The organism is Paenibacillus polygoni (genome assembly GCF_030263935.1).
Taxonomy (GTDB): Bacteria; Bacillota; Bacilli; order Paenibacillales; family Paenibacillaceae; genus Paenibacillus; species Paenibacillus polygoni.
The window spans coordinates 1,611,003-1,632,151 of sequence record NZ_CP127162.1 but is presented as its reverse complement, the minus strand read 5'-3'; the positions used below and the strand labels follow the sequence as shown (position 1 = coordinate 1,632,151).

15 protein-coding genes and 1 tRNA gene are annotated in these 21,149 nt (G+C 42.5%); 4 read left to right on the top strand and 12 right to left on the bottom strand.

Going from position 1 to position 21,149, the window contains the following annotated elements:
* Window positions 1-51 precede the first annotated feature (51 nt).
* Window positions 52-1,395 (bottom strand): ABC transporter substrate-binding protein, encoded by a 1,344-nt coding sequence (locus tag QPK24_RS07850; protein ID WP_285747637.1) that lies wholly within the window; start codon window positions 1,393-1,395, stop codon window positions 52-54.
* Window positions 1,396-1,835: 440 nt separating this feature from the next.
* Window positions 1,836-2,924, bottom strand: a complete 1,089-nt coding sequence (locus QPK24_RS07845; RefSeq protein ID WP_285747636.1) for an alpha/beta hydrolase family protein — start codon at window positions 2,922-2,924, stop codon at window positions 1,836-1,838.
* A gap of 300 nt (window positions 2,925-3,224) precedes the next feature.
* Between QPK24_RS07845 and QPK24_RS07840 the strand changes: the two genes are divergently transcribed.
* A complete protein-coding gene (locus QPK24_RS07840; RefSeq protein WP_285747635.1) occupies window positions 3,225-4,871 on the top strand; it encodes an MGH1-like glycoside hydrolase domain-containing protein in 1,647 nt (548 codons plus the stop codon).
* 119 nt (window positions 4,872-4,990) lie between these two features.
* Entirely contained in the window at window positions 4,991-5,422 is a 432-nt protein-coding gene (locus tag QPK24_RS07835) for a hypothetical protein (RefSeq protein ID WP_285747634.1), read from the top strand.
* Window positions 5,423-5,548: 126 nt separating this feature from the next.
* Here the strand turns inward: QPK24_RS07835 and QPK24_RS07830 are convergent, their stop codons facing one another.
* From QPK24_RS07830 to QPK24_RS07805, 6 genes are all read right to left on the bottom strand, one after another.
* On the bottom strand, window positions 5,549-6,013 hold the full coding sequence (locus QPK24_RS07830; protein WP_285747633.1) for a GNAT family N-acetyltransferase: 465 nt from the start codon (window positions 6,011-6,013) through the stop codon (window positions 5,549-5,551).
* A gap of 2 nt (window positions 6,014-6,015) precedes the next feature.
* Window positions 6,016-9,972 carry an Ig-like domain-containing protein gene (locus tag QPK24_RS07825; RefSeq protein ID WP_285747632.1) on the bottom strand — a complete coding sequence of 1,319 codons (3,957 nt, stop codon included), beginning with the start codon at window positions 9,970-9,972 and terminating at the stop codon, window positions 6,016-6,018.
* Window positions 9,973-10,037: 65 nt separating this feature from the next.
* Window positions 10,038-10,568 (bottom strand): phage tail protein, encoded by a 531-nt coding sequence (locus QPK24_RS07820; RefSeq protein ID WP_285747631.1) that lies wholly within the window; start codon window positions 10,566-10,568, stop codon window positions 10,038-10,040.
* Window positions 10,569-10,583: 15 nt separating this feature from the next.
* On the bottom strand, window positions 10,584-11,087 hold the full coding sequence (locus QPK24_RS07815) for a phage tail protein (protein WP_285747630.1): 504 nt from the start codon (window positions 11,085-11,087) through the stop codon (window positions 10,584-10,586).
* Between the two features lie 29 nt (window positions 11,088-11,116).
* Window positions 11,117-11,635: a phage tail protein gene (locus QPK24_RS07810; RefSeq protein WP_285747629.1), complete on the bottom strand. Its 519-nt coding sequence runs from the start codon at window positions 11,633-11,635 to the stop codon at window positions 11,117-11,119.
* 28 nt (window positions 11,636-11,663) lie between these two features.
* Window positions 11,664-14,816 carry a coiled-coil domain-containing protein gene (locus tag QPK24_RS07805; protein WP_285747628.1) on the bottom strand — a complete coding sequence of 1,051 codons (3,153 nt, stop codon included), beginning with the start codon at window positions 14,814-14,816 and terminating at the stop codon, window positions 11,664-11,666.
* Between the two features lie 389 nt (window positions 14,817-15,205).
* On the opposite strand from QPK24_RS07805, the gene QPK24_RS07800 reads away from it, so the two are divergent.
* Window positions 15,206-17,092, top strand: coding sequence for a sugar-binding protein (locus QPK24_RS07800; protein ID WP_285747627.1), 1,887 nt, complete (start codon window positions 15,206-15,208; stop codon window positions 17,090-17,092).
* A 194-nt stretch (window positions 17,093-17,286) separates the two neighbouring features.
* On the top strand, window positions 17,287-18,708 hold the full coding sequence (locus QPK24_RS07795) for a family 43 glycosylhydrolase (protein ID WP_285747626.1): 1,422 nt from the start codon (window positions 17,287-17,289) through the stop codon (window positions 18,706-18,708).
* A 151-nt stretch (window positions 18,709-18,859) separates the two neighbouring features.
* Here QPK24_RS07795 and QPK24_RS07790 read toward each other — a convergent pair whose 3' ends face one another.
* From QPK24_RS07790 to QPK24_RS07775, 4 genes are all read right to left on the bottom strand, one after another.
* A complete protein-coding gene (locus QPK24_RS07790; RefSeq protein WP_285747625.1) occupies window positions 18,860-19,672 on the bottom strand; it encodes a M15 family metallopeptidase in 813 nt (270 codons plus the stop codon).
* A 165-nt stretch (window positions 19,673-19,837) separates the two neighbouring features.
* Window positions 19,838-20,077 carry a hypothetical protein gene (locus QPK24_RS07785; protein ID WP_285747624.1) on the bottom strand — a complete coding sequence of 80 codons (240 nt, stop codon included), beginning with the start codon at window positions 20,075-20,077 and terminating at the stop codon, window positions 19,838-19,840.
* 356 nt (window positions 20,078-20,433) lie between these two features.
* Window positions 20,434-20,506 (bottom strand) — tRNA-Ala (locus tag QPK24_RS07780).
* Between the two features lie 410 nt (window positions 20,507-20,916).
* Window positions 20,917-21,147, bottom strand: a complete 231-nt coding sequence (locus QPK24_RS07775) for a hypothetical protein (protein ID WP_285747623.1) — start codon at window positions 21,145-21,147, stop codon at window positions 20,917-20,919.
* Window positions 21,148-21,149: the final 2 nt, after the last annotated feature.

Sequence of the window (21,149 nt, the reverse complement as noted above, 5' to 3'; positions counted from 1 at the left end):
AGAGGAACCGCCGATCCCTTTACTGTAAGCCAGGAATCGGCGGCATCTACTTTACTTAGCCTTTTTCTCAGCCAGCAGTGCATTTACTTTTTCATTCGCTTCACGCAGTGTCGTGTTGATGTCTTTTCCTGCGTAATATTCTTTAAATGCATCCCACACAACGCCGCGGGCATCATTCTCATAGCTGGAGAAATAAGGAGCTTGAAGCGGATCATAAATCATCTCACCGATATTTTTATCTTTTAGATGCTCAAGATCAGCTCCGAACTGTTTATTTAGTTCCGGATCGTTTAGCGGGCTAAGCCGCGCCTGGTTACGTACCATCTTCTGCTGATTTTCTTTGGATGTAATAACAGAAAGTGCCTGAACAACTTGCTCCTTATGCTTGCTTGTTTTAGTCAATCCAAGAATACCGGCTTCTGTATATCCATGATTATCTGGAAGATCGGTATACACCGGGTAGGAGACCACGCCCCAATTAAAATCTACATCAGCCAATCTACCTAATACGTAAGAAGCGGAAGGAAGGATAGCTATATTTTTCTCAGTCGCAAAGTTAGTAGGGGCGTCAAATGTCATCATTTTAGGGGGTTCATTACCCGGAATAGACCAAACTTTTTTAGCTGTCTCATAAATACGCTTCCATTTGTCATTATCAACGGATGCCTCTTCTGTTTTTCCATCAATATGCGAAGCTGCCAGCTGACTGGTCATTCGGCCCAAGTTATCGGAGTCAAGCCCACGATATTGGATACCATTCTCGTTTCGGGTCAAGCTTTTAGAGAGTTCGATCATTTGATCCCATGTCATGTCATTCGTCGGATAATCCACGCCAAACTTATCAAAAATATCTTTATTAAAAAATGTAATATTGAAACTCATATTAAATGGTAGCGCATACAATTCGTTGTTAGATGAAAATTGACGAATGGTATCTAAGGTTGATGGCTGAAAAGCATTCAGATCAATACCTTGTTTCTCTGCTAATGGAGTAATATCTTCAAATAAGTCCAGGTTCGCATACTTTCCAAGATCTCCGTTCCAGGTATAAATAATATCTGGTACATCATTTGCTGCAATCAATTCCTCAATCCTTTTTCCTTCGTCGGGTATAACGGGCTCAATTGTAATATTCGGATATTTTGCCTTGACCGGATCTACAATGATCGAGCTAAGTTCCTCATCGCTGATTCCTGTGCCAATGTAGAGCTTCAGCGTAACAGGATCATTATTCTCTTCTGGTTTCGGTTCCACCGTCTCACTTTCGGGTTTTTGTCCCTCTGTTCCCTTCCCAGAATCGCCGCCGGAACTCGTACTCCCCCCAGAACATGCGGACACAACGAGCATGAATACCAGAATCATAACCGAAAAGAACGGCTTCATTTTTATACTCATTACATAGACCTCCATCCATTAATTAAGCTGTCTTCTTAACGATCTTCTGTAAACCCGCTTACACAGATAACAAAAAAAGAAAACTTATGAATCTGACAGCCCCCTCTACAACCTCCTTGCCAATTTGATAACGCTTTAATTCTATCGCAGATAAAAACCAAACTCTCCCCCTTTTCATGCTCTATTTTGCGAAAACTAATTATTATTTGCTGTCTAGGCCATTAAATTTGATTCATTAATGAGGTGAAATAAATATCCTTCTTGTTCTTCTGCAGAGAGAATTGGTACTATTTTGTTCGACACATAAAAAATCTTTTTTCCTGCTGACAGATACTTTTTGATGAACTAAAACACAAAAAACCAGTGAAATCCGCAAGATTCCACCGGTGAATAGCAATCATTTTATACATTCAATGCCTGTGGTAATAATGTTCCGTACATCAAACTCCGTTCTCGTTCTCCATTCCAAACTGTTCTACCATCCAGTCGTAGGCAATGTGACCGCTGATTTCATGACCGCCAGTAAAAAAGTCGGCTGCGAGCTTCTCCTTTACCCCGGCTGTTTCATAAATTTGTTCGAGAATGGTGTATGCCCGTTTAGCCCCCGCTAAAGGAAATACCTGATCCTCGCTCCCTGCTTCGATTAGCAGTGGTCTAGGAGCAATTAAACCGATCAGGTCCGCCATCCTTGCCTCTCGTAAGATTCCTGGAATGTAATTATCGAGACAATGATTTCTTGATAAAATGCTGTCTTCAAACGTATTGGCATATCCACTAATGACAGCTGCGCCAATACGTTCATCGAGCGCTGATACCAAAGAAGCAATCATGCCCCCACCGGAGATCCCCATACATCCTATACGATTCGTATCTGCCTCTTCTCTGAGCTCTATGTAATCGAGCGCACGCATCATTTCATAGACGCGATAACCAGCAAGTGTCTCTCCTGCCATCAGCAGAGCCAAGGCAAGACGCTGACAGGAACTTTTTTTCGGATCATCTGTGAGGTCTTCTGTGAGCCTCCGGTCTCCAAAGCCAAGCAGCTCAGGAGCAATAACAATAAATCCACGTCTAACCCATTCGAGCGCAAAGTCCTTGTGTAATCCGGGTAATCCCGTTCGCTCCGCACTATCTGCTTCCAGCCCAACAATCTCACGACTTCCATATCCATGTCCATGTAAAGCGAGCACTACGGGCCGAGATTCGGGCCTACACTCAAGGGGGAACAGAATATACATGGGCATGCGGAGCCCTTCATAGGTAGTAATCTCTATCCGTTCGCGGATATGGTCTGGACGTTCCGTTCGTTCCAACAACACAGGAGCTAGAGATGCGGGGTACTCCGGGAATTTACCCAGAAGCGGTATTAATCGTTCTGTAAGTGTTTTTCTCCATGGTCCCCACTCTTTTTCTGATGTAAATGCGCTCTCCGGCTGTATATTCTGACTATGCTGAGCAAAATAATGACCTGGATTCCACCTTTCAGTTTCCCCTCTATTAGGTAATGACGCTCCTCCATGATTCCGCATAAATTTGTTATCCCCTCTCTACTTATATGGTTGCCCTTTTACATCCTATTCTCTGCTTGTCCTTAGAACACCTCTTATACACTTCTTCCATTTCTACACATTCAAGTGATTTCTAGCTTTGAAATAAACACAATAGAGTCTCTAATAAAATCATGACTACACTTTGAAATATAGCCGCCAATCAAGTATGGTTAACTTACTCAAATGTAAATAAATTACACAGTTTCTTTAGCTTAGACCCTCTATTTATTTATGGAACCCTATGAATCAATAAATTATGAATGTACAAGGAGAGCAGATATGATCGAAGTTATGCTAAATCGATTGCGGCAGATTTCAGTTCAGGATCGAGTATTTGCGGAGAAAACAGAAGACCAGAAGTTGTTAGTGTCATGGAACGTGTCCGGTGTGAAATTTGCGACATCGGCAGGACATCTGGAGGACACCTATTATTCAGCACTGCAGAAACTACTCGCTTGTATCAAACCTATGGGAGGAGACAAACTCATTTTGCAGGAAGGAGGCAACTATCTTGGGTGCTGGCTGGAGAGCACAGGAACGATTAACGCTGAGCTGTTGTCACGCTTTATTCCAGCAGTATCAGAAAGGACCTATCTTGCTTTTGCTGCTGAACAAAGACAAGATGGACTCCTCCCCTATAAGCTAACAGAAAAAGGGCCCTCCTTCCGCCAAATTCAGCTGGTGACACCCCTGGCTAGAAGTGTATGGAACCATGATCAGCTGCACGGCAAGAACAAAAGCTTTCTACAGACAATGTATAAAGCTATGTCTCGCTACGATGAATGGATTACAAAATACCGCAATACCCGAGGAACCGGGTGTGTGGAGGCGTTTAGTACTTTTGACACCGGGCATGACCTCTCACCTCGCTTCTGGCACGTGCCCGATACTCCTTATAAGAATGATGCTGCAAGTTATCATCCCGATTCACCGATCCTTCCCTTACTCGCACCGGATTTAACCGCGAATATATATTGCCAGCGAAAGTATTTATCCCTAATGGCCGAGGAACTTGGTGAATCAGGAGCAGGCTGGAAAGCAAAAGCGGAGACTAGCCTCGAATGTCTATTCCAATACTGTTATGACGAAGAGGAGATGTTCTTCTATGACCGGGATCGAAATGATGAACTTGTAAAAGTCCAGTCCGATGTGCTGCTTCGAGTTATGGCGTGTGAGGTGGGGAATCGTGAACTATTCGATAAAATACTGCGGAGATATTTGCTGAATACAAGCAAGTTTTTCGCTAAATACCCGTTTACCTCCCTGGCGATGGATGATCCGCGTTTTGACCCATTTTCTACATACAACACTTGGGGTGGTTCTTCTAATTTCCTGAGCCTAATTCGTGCCCCTCATGCCTTTGAGTATCATCACCGTTATGTTGAATTGACATGGGTGCAGTACCCGATCCTATCGGCACTTTCGAGAGCAAAGCGATTTGGGCAAACCTTAAGTCCATGGACAGGAGAAGAAGGTTTTACTGAATCATATTCTCCTTCTATCCTCTGTCTTCTAGATTATGTAGAACGTCTATGCGGTATTATGCCCGTAGGTTCTGATGAACTCTGGTTTACCGGTCTTCTTCCGGTCGATATGGACCATGGCGAGGAAGTTGCAGGAGAAACGGCATATAGCAGGACTGTAAATGGGCTGAATTATGAATTAGTGAACACACAAGAGCATGTAACAATTTATCAAGGCGGCGTCCTTTATATTCAAGCACCATCAGGAATTCGCCTAATTACCGATCGCAGTGGACACCTAAAAGGGGTCATTGGTATGAGCGTTCGTACGGTAAAGGGGGAGATTTTTTATCAAGGGAAATCGATTCCTCTGCGAATTAAAGGAAATGAAATGCAGTGCTACAGCGATGGGAAGTTAAAAACAGAGAGGGATATCGGAATCATCTATCCGACGTACCGCTAATGAAACAGGTAAGTTCATACTTAGACTGATGTGAGGTTTAATTTATTTACAAAATATATTCGGGTAAATTCATTAGTGCTGATCACTTCATTAATTATCAATAGTAAAGGAATGTCATCATGAAAACAAAATTAAGTTATGTTTCACTAGCAGTATCTATTATTCTACTCATTGTGTCGTTTGTTTTTTTCTATAAATATATCGCTCTTGTTGATAAGCTTGAGAGTTCCACTGATATATCTTTTCGAGCCTTTATCATGGAATGTAAGGAATATCAGAGTGAATTAAATAACTTTATTAATACTAACAAAAACATGGATACTGAATATCTTGTAAAGGATGCTAACGCCATGAGAAGCGCTTATCAAAATTACGAATTATTTGTTAGTACCGCTGGTGAAGACGATACGAAATTATATAGTGAAAGAACTGAATTATTTAAGAAAATAGTCTACACCGCTCCTGACTATAGTAAAGCATCTGTTGAGGAATTGCAGAGCTACAGTAAGAAAGTTGGAGATATAATTCAACAGTTACAGAACACAAGATAATAAAATGAAAAGTAATCATATTCTTCAATGTAATCATTCATACAAAAAAACAAGCTGACGCAGTTTGAATACTAACGTCAGCTTGCAATATGGGCAAATTTTATGTCTTATCTGGTAGTAACTACTTCAAGGGGTCCACTTCATTGTCAAATAAAGCGGATGTTCACCCGTTAATACAAAGCCTAATCTTTTATACAACTTGCACACAGGATTAGCACTCAGGACATGAAGTTCGATCGAGATTCCCTTTTCCATCGCATACTGCTGATAACAGGTAATCAGCTCTGTTCCGAATCCCCGGTTGTGAAATTCGCTAAGAAGGGCAATATCAACGATCACTAGGACCTCACCCAACTCCCGGGTTAATATCCGGCCGATCGGTTCGTCTTTATAAAAGATCATTTCTTCTTTCAGCGGGACGGGATGAGAGGAATAAGCACGTGTCTGAGCATCGAACTGCATTTGCAGAAACATTTTAACTTGATCCTCACTCCATCCCCATGAATTTACCTCAGACTTTCGAGTATCTGCATACACTTGAAAAAGAAACGGCCTTTCTTCTAGGCTTGCCAAGCGGGTAAACAATTGCATGCTTAGATTAACCCCGACTTTTGCAAAAGTCTTTGCATGATAACGGCTATTTCAGCTCGGGTTACATCATCCTTTGGAGCAAGCATTTTCATATTTTTACCGTTAATAATTCCAGCGTGTAAGGCCGCTGCCGTATGTTCTTTTGCCCAGGTAGAAACCTTGGTAGAATCAGCAAACAAACTTAGAATCTCACTGGTATTTTCCTGAGATAAATTCTCTTTTAGGCCCGTAAGGGTCATAGCTTTAGACAGAATAACCATCGCTTGTTCACGAGTAATCTTATCTATTGGGCGGAATGTACCATCCTTAAAGCCGTTGATCAACTTATAATTATAAGCGGTTTGAATGGAACCTGCATACCAAGATGGTGCACTAACATCTGTGAAAGATGATGAACTGTTCTCCGCTTTCAGTCCCAAAGCCCGAACAATAATCGCGGCGAATTCTGCACGAGTAATTTCCTGATTAGGACTGTATAACCCTTCCCCGGTGCCCTCTACAATCATTCTGGACCCCATATCGTTAACCGCAGCTTTGGCCCAGTGATTAGCAACATCCTTGAACTCAAGTGGATGCCATACTACCGAATAAGTGCTATTGGTCAAGCTGTTAATAACCGCAGAATAAATTCCATTCTTCTCCACCACTTTAGTTGGTACATGCCGAACACTACCGTCTGGTTCAACGACAATACCCGTTGTGATCTTGTTAGGATCAATCCCTTCAGGCAAAGTTACGGTTCGTTCTACATAAGCATCAAACTGGGTAATATCGACTTTCGTGTTCCCGTAAGAACCTTGAATGGAAAAATCAAGCAGCGGAGTGACAATACTAAAGCCTCCATCAGCCGCTGCATGTTGAACAACCTCTCCCATTCCCGATCTTGGCACCGAGATTTGAATTTGAATCTTGATATCTGAGAGCGCAATTTGCTGTCCAATTTGATTAGAAATGGCGTCAATATTTATTTGCTGTGCAGGTAAAGTATAAGTAGCGTTGTTCGTTTGAATTTTTACTACTGCTTGCTTCTGCTCCATATTTTTGACCATTTGACCATTCAATTCCCCAATTACGATGTCAGCACCGCTAGTAACAGGAATGGTTACGATGGCATGATCGCCTTCAGCAGTCAATTTTTGATTAAGCTTAACCGGATCAACCACAACCGCCGAGACAGTATGATTATTCACCGTTGAATTCACCAATGTCCCCGCCTTTTCAACCTTCCCATTCACCAGGACTTCAACTGCATGATCCTCAGGTTGCGCTGGAGTCGCAGGTACTGATGGAACTGCAATTATTGGCGTTGGTATTGTTGGTTCCGGTGTTGCTGGCTCCGGCGTTGTCGGCTCCGGCTTTGTTGGATCCGGCTTTGTTGGATCCGGCTTTGTTGGTTCCGGTATTGATGGTTCTGGTGTTGTCGGCTCCGGTGTTGTCGGCTCCGGTATTGATGGTTCTGGTGTTGTCGTCTCCGGTGTTGTCGGCTCCGGCTTTGTCGGTTCCGGCGCTACTGGTGGTAAAGGATTGGTAGTAACACTTTGGGGTTCTACGACTTGGAAAACCTGAAATGAAACGGCAGACATGTGATCCGCAGTTAAGCTAACAGTTGCCCTATAGGTTCCAGTTGCTAAACCATCTTTCGCTCTTACAGTAAAAGTGTCCTCTTCTCCACTATCTATTTCCCCAACGACTGGAGTCATCTCAAATGCGCCAACATTCCCTGCGGTCAATTCGGCTCTTAAGTTAGTTAAATTTCCCGTTCCTGTATTTGATACGGTAATGGACTTTGTTTCCTGTGTCTCAGTACTGTATCCTTCGGTCAGAGGAGCCATCGTTTGATCGGAAATTTCTGCTGTGTTATATGTCAGTGCTTCCGTTACTGTTATGACCGACGAAGCGTGTTTGCTATTATTCTCTTTAGAAGTCGCCGTTATTGTGTATTCCCCTAGCTTAGCATCCATAGCTACCGTCACTTTTCCAGTTTCGTCTACTATGACTTTTCCAGTATCATCGCTGCTACTCCAGATCACCGTCTGGTCTGCTCCGCCTACCACATCGACGTCAGCAGTCAGCTGCTTACTTTCTCCCTGCGTTACGTTCACACTGCTTGGAGTTACGGTTATACCGATAACCGCTGGTGCTGGAACGACTGTAATTTTAGATGTACTCAATTTGCTAGGATCTACTGTTGAAGTCGCCGTTATCGTGTATTCCCTCGGATCTGCGTCCGAAGCTACCCCCACGTTTCCGTTCTCATCTACCGTGACTTTTCCAGTAGCATCGCTGCTACTCCAACTCACTGTTTTGGCTGCTCCGCCTACCACATCGACGTCAGCAGTCAGCTGCTTACTTTCTCCCTGCGTTACATTCACACTGCTTGGAGTTACGGTTACACCGATAACCGCTGGTGCTGGAATGACTGTAATTTTAGATGTACTCAATTTGCTAGGATCTACTGTTGAAGTCGCCGTTATCGTGTATTCCCTCGGATCCGCGTCTGAAGCTACCCCCACGTTTCCGTTCTCATCTACCGTGACTTTTCCAGTAGCATCGCTGCTACTCCAACTCACTGTTTTGGCTGCTCCGCCTACCACTTCTACAGCAGTCGAGAGCTGTTGACTTCGCCCCTGAACTACATTCGCACTGCTTGGGCTTACTTCAACGCTAGTAACTGCTGATTCAACAGGTGCTCGGGTTACCTTAATCGTAGACGTGCTCGATTTACTTAAATCTTCCGTAGAAGTTGCCGTTATCGTATATTCCCTTTGCTCTGCATCCAGTGCTACGGTTACGTTTCCGGTTTGGTCTACTGTAACCTTTTTAGAGGCATCATTGCTGACCCAAGTCACCGTCTCTGCTGCTCCGCCCACAACTCCTACGTTGGCTGTCAACTGTTGACTTCCTCCCTGTACTACATTCGCATTACTTGGAGTTACGGTTACACTTTTAACTGCAGGTGCCGGAGTGACTGTTATCGTTGACGTGCTACTTTTGTTGGGATCTACCGTTGAAGTCGCCGTTATTGTGTAATCCCCCGGATCAGCACCCGAAGCTACCGTTACAATTCCCTTATCATTTACTGCAACCTTCGAGGCATCACTGCTGCTCCAGGCCACTGTCTGTTCTGCTTCACCCACCACATCTACAGTAGCTGTGAGCTGCTTACTTTCTCCCTGTATTACTTCTGCACTGCTTGGAGTTACGGTAACGCTAATAACTGCTGGAACATCAGGGTTAGTAACACTAACACCTCCGGGACCAGTAACCTCAAAGGAAACGCTACCTGTATTACCTTCCTCAAACCCTGTCATAACCATATAATAGGTCACACCGGCCTTAAGATGAATTTTGTTGATTCGTGACAACAAAATTTCATTATCTACTGAAATATCATCATTCCCTACTATTAAGTTATTAAGTGGATGTTCGTCGTCAAAGCTATCTTTATACAGATATAGAACCGTATCATCTAGAGCATCTTCATTATTTTCTGCGCCTGGGGGCGTTACTACAAAGTTGTAATCCCCATCAACAGTTGGAGAAATAGTTCTATAAAAATAATTTCGTTGGTATGGTATTTCTTCGTGCTTTCTCACCGTCACTTTAAAAGGATATTCTATACCTGTGAAGTCCTGATTATCAAACCATATTCCACAAACAGTATAATTTTCATTTCCACATTCCAAGCTGTTATTTCCTTCTTGAAAATACCATGTCGAATCCACCAAAAGTGGGTTAGCTTCTTGACCATGCTCATCGAAATAAACATCACCTGGCATCTCAGGTCTTACAAAAGTAGAGTTCGTATCCAAGGTTCCACTAAACTGGGTAGTTATAATATCAGTATTTCTAGTTTCAGCATTAGCTGTAAGCGGCCCAGAGAACAATGTCCCACTAATTAAAACGAAAACAAGAAAAATTTGCCCGAGGGCCTTACTTTTAGAAGAAAGTTTGTACATAAATCTGTCCTTTGCTATAAATTTCTCAAATAAAATTGAGATGTAACGCTCAAAATTCGTAATCCTTAGGATGTTTTTTCAGGAAAAACACCTTGCAAGGCTATAATAAAATTAAGCTCTGTATAAGGCTGCATATTATTGTGCGGCTGCGATCCACCTGTAATACCAATCGCGAGCGGATTCATAGGTACGGAAGGCGTATTGGAATAATACTTTGGCGCGGCTTTCTTCCCAATTTTTGAAGTTGAAGTCCATACTGCTCCATCAGGGCTTAATGCACTGCCCGCGGGCTGAGTTTGCGGAGTATGGCTGTGACTTGGCATTTCCGTTTCTAGCAGCGTAACCAGAGCTTCTCCGTCTGCTTTTCCAAATGCTCGAGGGGATAAACCGATGCCTTGTCCCGAATGCATAGGCGCTCTTCCGCGAAGATCGGGAAGCTGAAAGGTTGTCTTTCCATCTCCTCCAAATTGGTTTCCAATCACACTAAACAATAATGTATTCTCTTGAATTTGCAGAATCTGTCCATCACATAACGCCCAGTCCACTGGTGCATATGTGCCTGCAAATAAACGGATTTCTCCTACATACGGGTCCATAAGACTTCCTCCTCATTATCCTCTCGATGGCCAAATACCCGTTGTAGCAATACAATAATTCACTACAAGGTAGGGCTGCATATTCGAGTGAGCCTCACTATTTCCTACCATTGTTAAAGCTTCACTGGACATCACTTTATCAGTCTGAGCTGAATAAGGGGTTATGTCGGCAGACGTCCCCCAAGTAGCATTATTCGAATTAGCAGTTACGCCGTCAGAAGCGGCGGAAGCATCGTGTGTATGCTGCGGCATTTCATTTGTTGTTAATGTATGTGTTTCTTCTCCGCCATAAGGAGTTGTTGTATTTTGATTAACTGCCCCGAGAGGTACACGGCCTCGAAGATCGGGAAGCGCAAACGTCTTAGGGGCTTCCCCACCGAAACGATCACCTAATAAAGCAGACAAAGCTTGATTTTGTGAAGTTTGAAGTATTTGTCCGTTACATTCCGCCCAGCCTTGTGGAGGGTTTCCATACGCAAAAGCGAATAGGCGAATTTCACCTATAAAGGGTTCTGCCATCTTTTTAATCTCCTACTCTTTATTAATTATCATTGTGACGGATATAGGCCTTGAAGCGCAATAATAAAGGAAACGGGTAAATAAGGCATCAAATTGTTATGCGGGCTGCTTCCACCGGTTGATGAAACGGATGCTGTATTCATAAGTCCAGTAGGATTCTTATCTGCCGAATACTGTTTTGACGCGCTAGCTGCCCAAAATGCATTTTTCGGATCGCCTATAATTCCTGCAGTAGATTCAGCATTAACAATGTGGGTATGCGCTGGTAACTGCGCTAAAGTTAAAGCGACCGTCTCCGTCCCTCCTGTTTGACCCATTGTATATTCGGTGCCACTTTTACTATTGGTTCCTTTATGAAGAGGCAGTCTCCCTCTCAAATCAGGCAATTTAAAATTAGTTGTTCCATCCCCGCCATACGTTACTCCAATGATTGAGTAGAGACTCTCATTACCTGTAATAGGGAGAATCGCACCATCGCAAAAAGCCCATCCTTTAGGAGAATAATTGCCTGCAAACATACGAATTTCGCCAACATATTGATCACTCATCCGAGATCTCCTTTTTCTGTTCTGAGGCTTATAGTTCTATAACAATTGAATCAGGTAATTTCTCCTCGACAGTTACAGCATCTGGTTCTATTCCTGGCAGGCTGAACATTTCATTATCAGCGAATATGTCACTACTATTCATAGGTTTTGGCACAGCAAAAGCACTCAATTTGCCGGATAGATTCTTAGGAGCATAAGCTTCTGCTTTTCCGGCCAAGGTCATTACGATTTTCTTAACATCATTTAGATTAACGTCTTCGTTCAGCTTGCATCCGCTTCGATCCTCTAGCGGTACCTCAATAGACCAGAGGGATAGTAAACCTGGCATGATTCGGGTAGTCCCATCACCTACTGCTCCGCCGGATTGGTTGATTATTTTTTCAGCAGATACACCTGTAATTCCATTTTCTTCTTCGGGTGTTACTTCATATTCATAGAAACCATGGCTTTTATTATGAACAAAATCAAACCGCTCACCATATAAATTCAGAAACGTTGAATGACCATAGTGGGTATATTCCGTATGAATACTCCCCACCGAATGCCGGGCTCCAGGCAATTGAACATGACAATCACTAACCATCATGTGCGCTTTACCTGCAATTTTCTCCCGTATGAGTTGATTATCTATAGACAAAGGGAAAAAGGCCGGTTTGTGTTCACGTAACGCTTCGAACTGTTCTGGGAAGGATTCTTCATTGAAAATAATAGTTACATTTTTGAATGGCTGTACTGGATTTTCTGAAGCATTTAACGCATCTTTTAATTTCACTGTGATTTCAGCATGGATGCGACTGAGCTCAGCTACATGACTATCCCGAATCGATGGGAAAAGGTCCTTGCTAAGAACCAAATATCGATAAGCCTGATATTCTTGATATAGGAAGTCAGTTAAAGCTAGCTTCAATCCGTTATAAAGATCTAGTATATATGTATGAAATAACGGCAGACTGGCATCCAGATCATCTCCAATCGCCTGTTTGATGCGGTCTTCGTCTGCTCGCCGCTGCTCTATTTCGGCAAACAGTCTTGCTTCCTCTAAATGTTTTGCTTTAATGGATTGGGTTTTACTTTGATAGTCTTCGACAACGTTAAGATATTGATTAAAAGCTTTGCGGTATCCATCGACTTTATCCTCAGGCATTTTTCCATAGACTGGCTTTAGCATATCGTCAAACTGCTCACGCGACATTGTAAGCATCGATGATCTATAACCAAAGGAATCACGCGCCTCTTCGATCTGCCCTAGCAGATCAACCAGTTCGGCACCACTCTTTAATACACCGAGACCGGAAGAGAAAACAGTGCTTACATTCTTCAGTGATTTAGAAAGTTCCTCTTCTTTTTCTTTTTTCTCTTTTGCTATGGTCTTATCGCTTTTGAAAGTATCATCAATCACAATCGTTTTTCCGGTATTCCAATAGTTGCTCACAGCTGAAGCGATGGCCCCGCCTGTTTTTAGTGCAGTTAGAGCAGGTGTAACGTTGGTTACCAGCGCAACTCCGTTAACGACCAGATCAAAGGTAGCCTTAAGGGAATCCATCGCAAGCTTCGATCTTAACTCTTCTACAAATTCTTCTGCTACGTTCTGTAGATTCTTTTCATTGGATGATATGCTTTCATATAGCTCGCTCGCTTCAGATACGAATCGTTCTCCATCAACAATCGATTTTTGCCTTTGATCTTCCAAGTCATTAATCCGTTTCTCCGCAACACTCATAGCATCCCTTAGTATCTTCACTCGGCCTCTTTGATCATTTTCGGCCTTTAGATAATCAAGATATAGAGTTTCAGCTTGCTGAGCAGCATTAATAAGGTTACTGCCTAGATCCTGATATTTGTCCAGCGGCATGAGTGGTACCCAGTTCCAAGGATGTCCAAAGTAGTCTAGCCCTTGTCCCAACTGTGATAGCAAAATAATTGCCTTATTACGTAGAGAGAACCACTGAATAGAAGTATCCAACATACTCTTTTGCAAAGAGGAATAGGAGTCTAAAGCTCGAATCGAATCGAACCAAGTCTCATCAGGCGTTGTTTCAAGCAACCAATTTAGAAGAATAGCTGCCTCTTCGAGTTTTTCCTCACTGCCTGTAAGATAAGCGAGTCCTGCTTTATTGAGGGTTAACATCTGTCGTTCGAGCGAAGCACTTAAGGCCGACTCTAAATCGAGCGTCGAAAAATCCGTGTAAATCTCTGTTTTGTCTACTTTTACTCCATAAAATTGTCCATACTGTAATTGAAAAACTCCAGTGTTAGCGGGCTGACCGTCAACAGGATTAGCGGCGTAAATTCCCGGATCCCCATCTTTGCCGTTTGAACCGCTTGGCTCCCTCTCTTGGCTTACTATTTTGACCGCGGTTGTTCTTCCGGTGACAACTTTAAATTTACGACCTCCTATTCCGCCCCTAGCTCCGGTACCAAATTTTCCTGGATGGGTAGGAGCTCCGGCAACTCCGGGTTGACTTTCCATTGTGATTTTTTGTTCTGCACAATCAGATACATACCCGACAAAAATATGCCCAGCATTTCCTCCATTTCCTGAGCGCCCAGCATTACCGGCTTTGCCTCCATTACCTCCATCTTTACCGGGTTCCGAGGAGTCATCTGATGAAAACCAATGGGTTTCCGCGTCTCTTCCATTCTCTCCATCACGGCCGTTCATACCGTCTCCTCCGTCTTGTCCACGTCCCCCGTTGCTGCCACTTGCCGAAAGCTTTAATTGACCTTGCAAGTCGAAACGTTCTGCTACAAGTACGATATGACCGCCGGACATCCCGTCTCCTCCAGCAAAACCATCATCGCCATTGCCACCGTTGTCTCCGCTTCTGACAGCCATATCTCCTGAATTAGCCTTAGGCTGCCTAACAAAGTCCTTCTCTATAGGGACAGGGGTTCCTGATGTACTGATCGAAACCTCTCCATCCGAAGAGATCACTCTAGCATTCAAGGTTAGATTACGCCCGGGTAAAGTCAATGATCCGGCAAAATGAATCGTATCCGCCTGAATTAAGTAGTGAGCTGTTACATCGGAAAAATAATCCTGGTTCAAAATTAAATCTGCAGCCGTTAAATAAATCCATTCTTCTTTTTTGCCTCGCTGCACACCGGAATACAAAGACTGTCCGGTAATTTCCATAACACCCATCTGCGGCTCTTCCTCCATAATATAAAATTGTGACATGGCCGCTCTTATGTAATCCAAAATTGCTGTCCTACTAAATAATGATCATTGTCACATTGCCATCTTATTGTAATGGTATTTTCTTCATAAAAAAAGACATTTTTTTCTCTTTTTCGACATTTTTTTATTTACTGTTTTATTTCTTATTTTTATACAATTTGTATTCTATTTTAGGAGGAATTAAATCGAACTTATTTTAGTTTTATTACAACTTTTCTCACTCCACATATAACAAACATCATGCTAAGATGATATTGACATTTTCTATAATTAACGTTAAATTCTCTCAGAAACGAACATTAAATATAAAGCAAAAGGATGTGAGTACTATAGGAAAGATAAAAAGTCAGAAGCCAGTCTAATGATTACATTGAAAAGGAGGAGAACTTTTGAAGAATGGTATAGGGCTACTGCTTCATCCCATTACGAAAATGTTGACTGTTGGATCCTTGGTATTTATGTTATCACTCGGCTCATTACCTGATATCTCTGCAGCTGCAGTTAAGGCAGAACCTGCATTTACACAAAATGACGTTCTCGTAACAAAATCCGTAAATAAGGAGGCTCCCGTGAAAACAGATCCTGGCAAAATATCTGTGGGTACGAATGGTTTGGATTCTAAAGGAAGAATGGTGGCTCAATTCGGTTCCCCCGTCATTGACGGAAAAATTGATCCGATCTGGAATAAAGCACATTCTGTATCACCTAAACATGTATCCGCTAACATAGATACTTCCGCTACATTTAAAGCATTATGGGATGACCGCGCGTTATACATTCTAGCAGAAGTCAAAGATAAGAATCTGTCTGTTCAATCTGGAACCCCTCACATGCAAGATTCGGTGGAAGTATTTCTGGACGAGAACAATGACAAAACGACAGACTATGGCGCAGAAGATTTGCATATCCGCGTCAATTATGAGAATGCATTATCCGTGGATAACGGAGATCCAAACCTGTACTATACAGCAGCGAAAAAAGTGAAGGACGGTTATGTAATTGAAACAAGAATTGCGCTGAAGACAAAACCAGAAAACGGAAAAGTGCTTGGCATTGAATTACAAATTAACGATGCGGTAGGAACGGAGCGTATAGGTTCCTTAAATTTGTTTGACGCAACAGAAACTGCCTGGAATGATCCATCGAAATTCGGGGAAATTCTCCTTACTGGAAAGGCAAAAAAAGATGTCAGCGGATTAAATCCATATGATCTGTTTAGCTTAGTTAAAAATGCACTACAGCTTGATTTCAAGCTTTATAAGAATGCGAATTTGGTAACCGATGCTCTTACTAACGTAGTGACTGAAAGCGTTCTCATTGGTCAAAAGATTACCCAAGAACAAATTGACAGTCAGTATGCTGCAATTACAAGTGCAATCAGCAAGCTTGAGATGACGGAAGAAGCCGCGAATGAAAAATACTTCAAGCCGCTTCCAAATGCTTATCGAGCCGAAAACACCAAGTCAGGAAAAATTGAAAGCATCCACTACAAAACACCGAATGTAAAGGACGGTATGGACGATAAAAAATTAAACGTTTATCTTCCTTATGGTTATGATGCTTCCGCTACAGATAAGAAATACAATGTTCTCTACATGATGCATGGCGGCGGAGAGAACGAAGATCTCCTCTTCGGCGGTCCTGGGCAGAGCAAAGAATTGAAGAAAATTTTAGATAATATGATTGCCTTAGGAGATATTGAACCTCTTATCGTGGTGACGCCTACCTTTAATGGCGGTAAGAATGATGTTGCGCTATTCCATGAGGAGCTAATCGACACCATTGTTCCTTTAGTGGAGAAAAAGTACAACACCTATGCCAAATCAGGGAGTTTAGAAGATTTGAAAAATTCTCGGGAGCACCGAGCGTTCGGCGGTTTCTCTATGGGGTCCGTCACGACATGGTATACCTTCATCCATGCCCTAGACTATTTCAAATATTATATACCGTTAAGTGGTGACAGCTGGGTCATTGAACAGCGCGGAGGCGGTCTTCAACCGGAGAAAACTGCAGAGTACCTTGCCAATGTGGCAAAAAAATCCGGATATAAGCTGCAGGACTACTACATCTTCAGTGCCACCGGTAAGCTTGATATCGCATATCCGAACTTAAAGCCTCAAATTGATGCGATGAAAAAATTAACGGATGTCTTCATCTATTCATCGGATACAAAGAAAGGGAATTTTTACTTCATGGCAGCCGATAGCGGCACACATGCTTGGAACTGGCAGAACCAATATATTTATAATATTTTGCCAGACCTATTTAGTAATTAGACAATCGTTGTCGATTTCCTACGATTTCATCCACGATTCTAATAACAGCTCAGGATTCATTATCCTGAGCTGTAACAAATAATCAAGAATAGTTACATAGATTAGATTGATTCGCCGATCATACCCTGGTCAATCATACCCTTATCTTTAAATTCAACTTCAAATATTAGCATGTCTAGAGGAGCGGAACACTTATGATAAAGCAAGGGGTAAATCCTTATTTACCTTCATGGGAATATGTCCCTGATGGAGAACCTCATTTATTTCAGGATAGAGTCTATGTATACGGTTCGCATGACCGCTTTAACGGGCACGCCTTCTGTCTAAACGATTATGTTTGTTGGTCTGCACCCGCTGATCATTTGACGGATTGGAGGTATGAAGGTGTCATATACGAAAAAACGGACGATCCGCTAAATCAAGACGGACATATGTGTCTCTACGCACCTGATGTCACCCTTGGTCCAGACGGACGATATTATTTATACTATGTCCTAGATAAAGTGTCTGTCGTCTCCGTCGCAGTCTGCGATACACCTGCAGGCAAATACGAGTTCTACGGATACGTACAATACGAAGATGGGACACGTTTAGGCGAACGTGAGGGTGACCAGCCGCAATTTGACCCAGCTGTCTTATGGGAAGGAGATCAAGTTTATCTATATACCGGGTTTTGCGCAGTAGGCGATCGGACGCGCAAAGGTGCAATGGCCACCGTGATCGGACCGGATATGCTAACGATTAAGGAAGAACCCGTCATCATTGTGCCAAGTGAGCCCTTTAGCAAAGGTACTGGCTTTGAAGGGCATGAATTTTTTGAAGCACCTTCCATCAGGAAGCGAGGCGATATGTACTATGTAGTTTATTCCTCGGTTGTCATGCATGAATTGTGCTATGCGACTAGTCACCATCCGACCAAAGATTTTATGTATCGCGGCGTTATCGTTAGCAACAATGACCTGCATATGGACACCTACAAGCCAGCAGATAAGCCTATGTATTATGGAGGCAACAATCATGGCGGTATGGTAGAAGTAAATGAACAATGGTACATATTCTACCACCGGCACACGAATGGGACAAGTTTTAGCCGCCAAGGCTGTTTCGAACCGATTTCCTTCCTTGAAGACGGTACTATACCGCAAGTCGAGATCACAACAAGCGGCCCGAACGGCGGTCCACTTATCGGCCAAGGTGAATATCCGGCGTACTTGGCCTGCAATCTGTTCACAAACATCGATGAACTGTATACTGGCTCTTTTGGTGCTTGGATGGACGGCCGTTTCCCAAAGATCACTCAAGACGGTAAGGACGGAGATGAAGAAGTCGGTTATATCGCCAACATGCAGGATTCTGCTGTTGCCGGATTCAAGTACTTCCATTGCGAGGGAATAAAACGTGTCAAAATCAAGACTCGCGGTTATGCCCGCGGAAGTTTTGAAGTAAAGACGGATTGGAACGGTCCTTCACTCGGATCTATTCCTATCGATTTCACAAATATATGGACGACGTATACAGCCGAAATCACCATTCCTGACGGAGATCATGCCTTGTATTTCCAATACAAGGGAATGGGAAATGCCAGTCTGGCATCGTTTACTTTAGAATCATCATAACTCCCTAATTTAATTGAATCGGCTTTTATATGAAAGATTAAGATTAAGTCATTAAGTTGCCTAATCCAACATTAAAATCCACACCCTTTTTTTCAAAAATCTCTAAAAAGCCCGAGGATACCAATACCCCGGGCTTAAATACCATTTCCTCTTACTTTGATTCGTTTTTGTGTTCCCCTTTGTTGATCTGGGCAACGTGATCAAGAAATGTTTTTTCAAGCATCCCCGCATTCTTCATCATCTGAGCAATGGTAGAAAAATCATACCCCTTATCATTAGTAGAAGTAATTAAGTTCTTTTGCTTCATATCAGATAAAAGTTTATCTGCCCAAGCGGGCACAGCGTGTCTCTTTTCGAGCAACTTGAACTTTTCATCCAATGCTGTGAATTGTGCCTCTGCAGCTTTTTTGAACTCATCCAATTTCTTTTCCAGTTGTTCAGACATACGCTCCTCCTCCTTATCATCTAAAGCATTTATTTGGGATATGGCCTTTGAAATCTGTGTGCTGCTCGGTCGCTTTCCGGATCTAAGATCAGCTAATGATAAACCAAAGCTCATCTCAAAGTGTGGATCGTCTTTGAAAGATTTCCAATCTCCACCCCATGCAAAACCAAGTGCTTTTGCTTCTGTAACCACTTCTACCCAATCAGCTATTCCGTCACTATCTCCATCATATTGCATATTGTATCCGCCCTTGATCAGGACAAAATCAATCGCCAAGCTATAGTTGTGATAAGACTGTCCACCGCGTGCATTCGTTACGATAGGGCCGGGAGTAGTTCTCCCTTGGGCATAAAGTGCATTTTGTTCTTCTGTCGTTCTAAATCCTTGGGTTATTCTGATCTCGACTCCTCGTTTATAACATCGCTCGATAAGTTTCAACGTGGCAAGACGGACAGCTTCATTTTGTATCTGACTGATGATAGGAGCAGACTTTGCTTGGACCTCAGTTAGCGTTGACAATAAGAATCCCCTCCCCTCTTTCGTAAGTTAATTCCTTTGGTGAGCTCCCTGTTTGGTTTCTTTACAAATGGATGACCATATAGGCAGCAAATGCACCACAGAAACACCATGTGTGAGTGACCTAGGACTCCAACCAAGCATCCATATGGTTCGTACTACCGCAAATCAAGTCACTCGATATACAATAGTCTTGTTCGGCACTTTCGGTGTTAGTTTTAGGGTAAAGCCTACTGTCATCCATCCCTCGCTTGTATAAGACACATCCACGATATATTTACTTTCGCTTTCGCTTCCAGCACTGCTTCTGTTCGAAAGGCTTTTGTTACCTGTCCATCCCAGCCAAATATCACTAATCACACTAACGCTGAGATTAGGATTTAGGATTATAAAAACGCTCCAGTCCACCTTTCCTTCCCCCTTCCCTCCAAACAAAAGTGTTCCCTGATCACAAAAAACAAAAAAACACGCTCTCCTATTGAGGCGTGCTTCTTTATAGATCATCTTCTGTTATAATTTCTGAGATTTAGCCGTAAGAGTATTGTTTATCACTCTTGATCTGTACCGCTTTGTACTTCCTAACTTGCAGCTTGATCAGCGACAAAATTAGTTCATTCTTACATGAAAATAACCCGATACAAGAAAATGTCCCCATAAATCCATAAATATCCGCAATATTTCAACCCACTCGTTTTTTGTCCCCAATATTCCTTCCAAGCCTTAATAAAAAGAAAAAACCCTTATATAACAAGGGTTTTCGTGTATGGAGCCTAGGGGGATCGAACCCCTGACCTCATCGCTGCCAGCGATGCGCTCTCCCAGCTGAGCTAAGGCCCCTTAATTATGTAGTTGATATGAATTCAAAGTTTGTGTCTCCAGTAACTTTCCGACTTACTTATTATACACTTAAGTACGCATCGTCGCAAGTATTTTTATTGAAATTCAAATTAACAAATAAAATAGAATATAACTTAATTTCATGCTATAGCGTCATTACTTAAAAGGAGCTGATCAGATGTTTAATTTTTATTTTCTCATGGGTGTTTGTGTAATAGCACTTGGGATTCTCGCTATCAAGCGTCCTGATTCTTGGTTATTCAAAAGAATAGGTTACGATAAAGAGCCCAGTGATATGTGGCTTTCCTATGTTAAGTTCGCTGGGATCATCAGTATAATCATGGGGGTAATCATTATTATATTAGGTACGCAGCACCTTTTTCAGTGACGCTTTCAGCTTTCTAGAGGGCTCAATGATGACTAGAATTCATTCGCTCAAATGATAATGCAGTCACAGACAACAATCGAGATAACATGACTGCAACTACAACATAAACGATTTCAATGAAATTCTGGTATAACAATGAATCCAACTGAACATAAGAGAAGATTATATATTTACCTGCTATAAAAAAAAGGATAAAAAGTAAAGCAAACAGGAAGATATTCCACAGCTTTTCTGCAATTTGCATCTTACTCATCT

Coding starts and splice junctions, on each gene's coding strand:
- QPK24_RS07850 (WP_285747637.1), bottom strand. CDS start 1,395: ATGAGTATAAAAATGAAGCCGTTCTTTTCGGTTATGATTCTGGTATTC.
- QPK24_RS07845 (WP_285747636.1), bottom strand. CDS start 2,924: ATGCGGAATCATGGAGGAGCGTCATTACCTAATAGAGGGGAAACTGAA.
- QPK24_RS07840 (WP_285747635.1), top strand. CDS start 3,225: ATGATCGAAGTTATGCTAAATCGATTGCGGCAGATTTCAGTTCAGGAT.
- QPK24_RS07835 (WP_285747634.1), top strand. CDS start 4,991: ATGAAAACAAAATTAAGTTATGTTTCACTAGCAGTATCTATTATTCTA.
- QPK24_RS07830 (WP_285747633.1), bottom strand. CDS start 6,013: ATGCAATTGTTTACCCGCTTGGCAAGCCTAGAAGAAAGGCCGTTTCTT.
- QPK24_RS07825 (WP_285747632.1), bottom strand. CDS start 9,972: ATGTACAAACTTTCTTCTAAAAGTAAGGCCCTCGGGCAAATTTTTCTT.
- QPK24_RS07820 (WP_285747631.1), bottom strand. CDS start 10,568: ATGGACCCGTATGTAGGAGAAATCCGTTTATTTGCAGGCACATATGCA.
- QPK24_RS07815 (WP_285747630.1), bottom strand. CDS start 11,087: ATGGCAGAACCCTTTATAGGTGAAATTCGCCTATTCGCTTTTGCGTAT.
- QPK24_RS07810 (WP_285747629.1), bottom strand. CDS start 11,635: ATGAGTGATCAATATGTTGGCGAAATTCGTATGTTTGCAGGCAATTAT.
- QPK24_RS07805 (WP_285747628.1), bottom strand. CDS start 14,816: ATGTCACAATTTTATATTATGGAGGAAGAGCCGCAGATGGGTGTTATG.
- QPK24_RS07795 (WP_285747626.1), top strand. CDS start 17,287: ATGATAAAGCAAGGGGTAAATCCTTATTTACCTTCATGGGAATATGTC.
- QPK24_RS07775 (WP_285747623.1), bottom strand. CDS start 21,147: ATGAGTAAGATGCAAATTGCAGAAAAGCTGTGGAATATCTTCCTGTTT.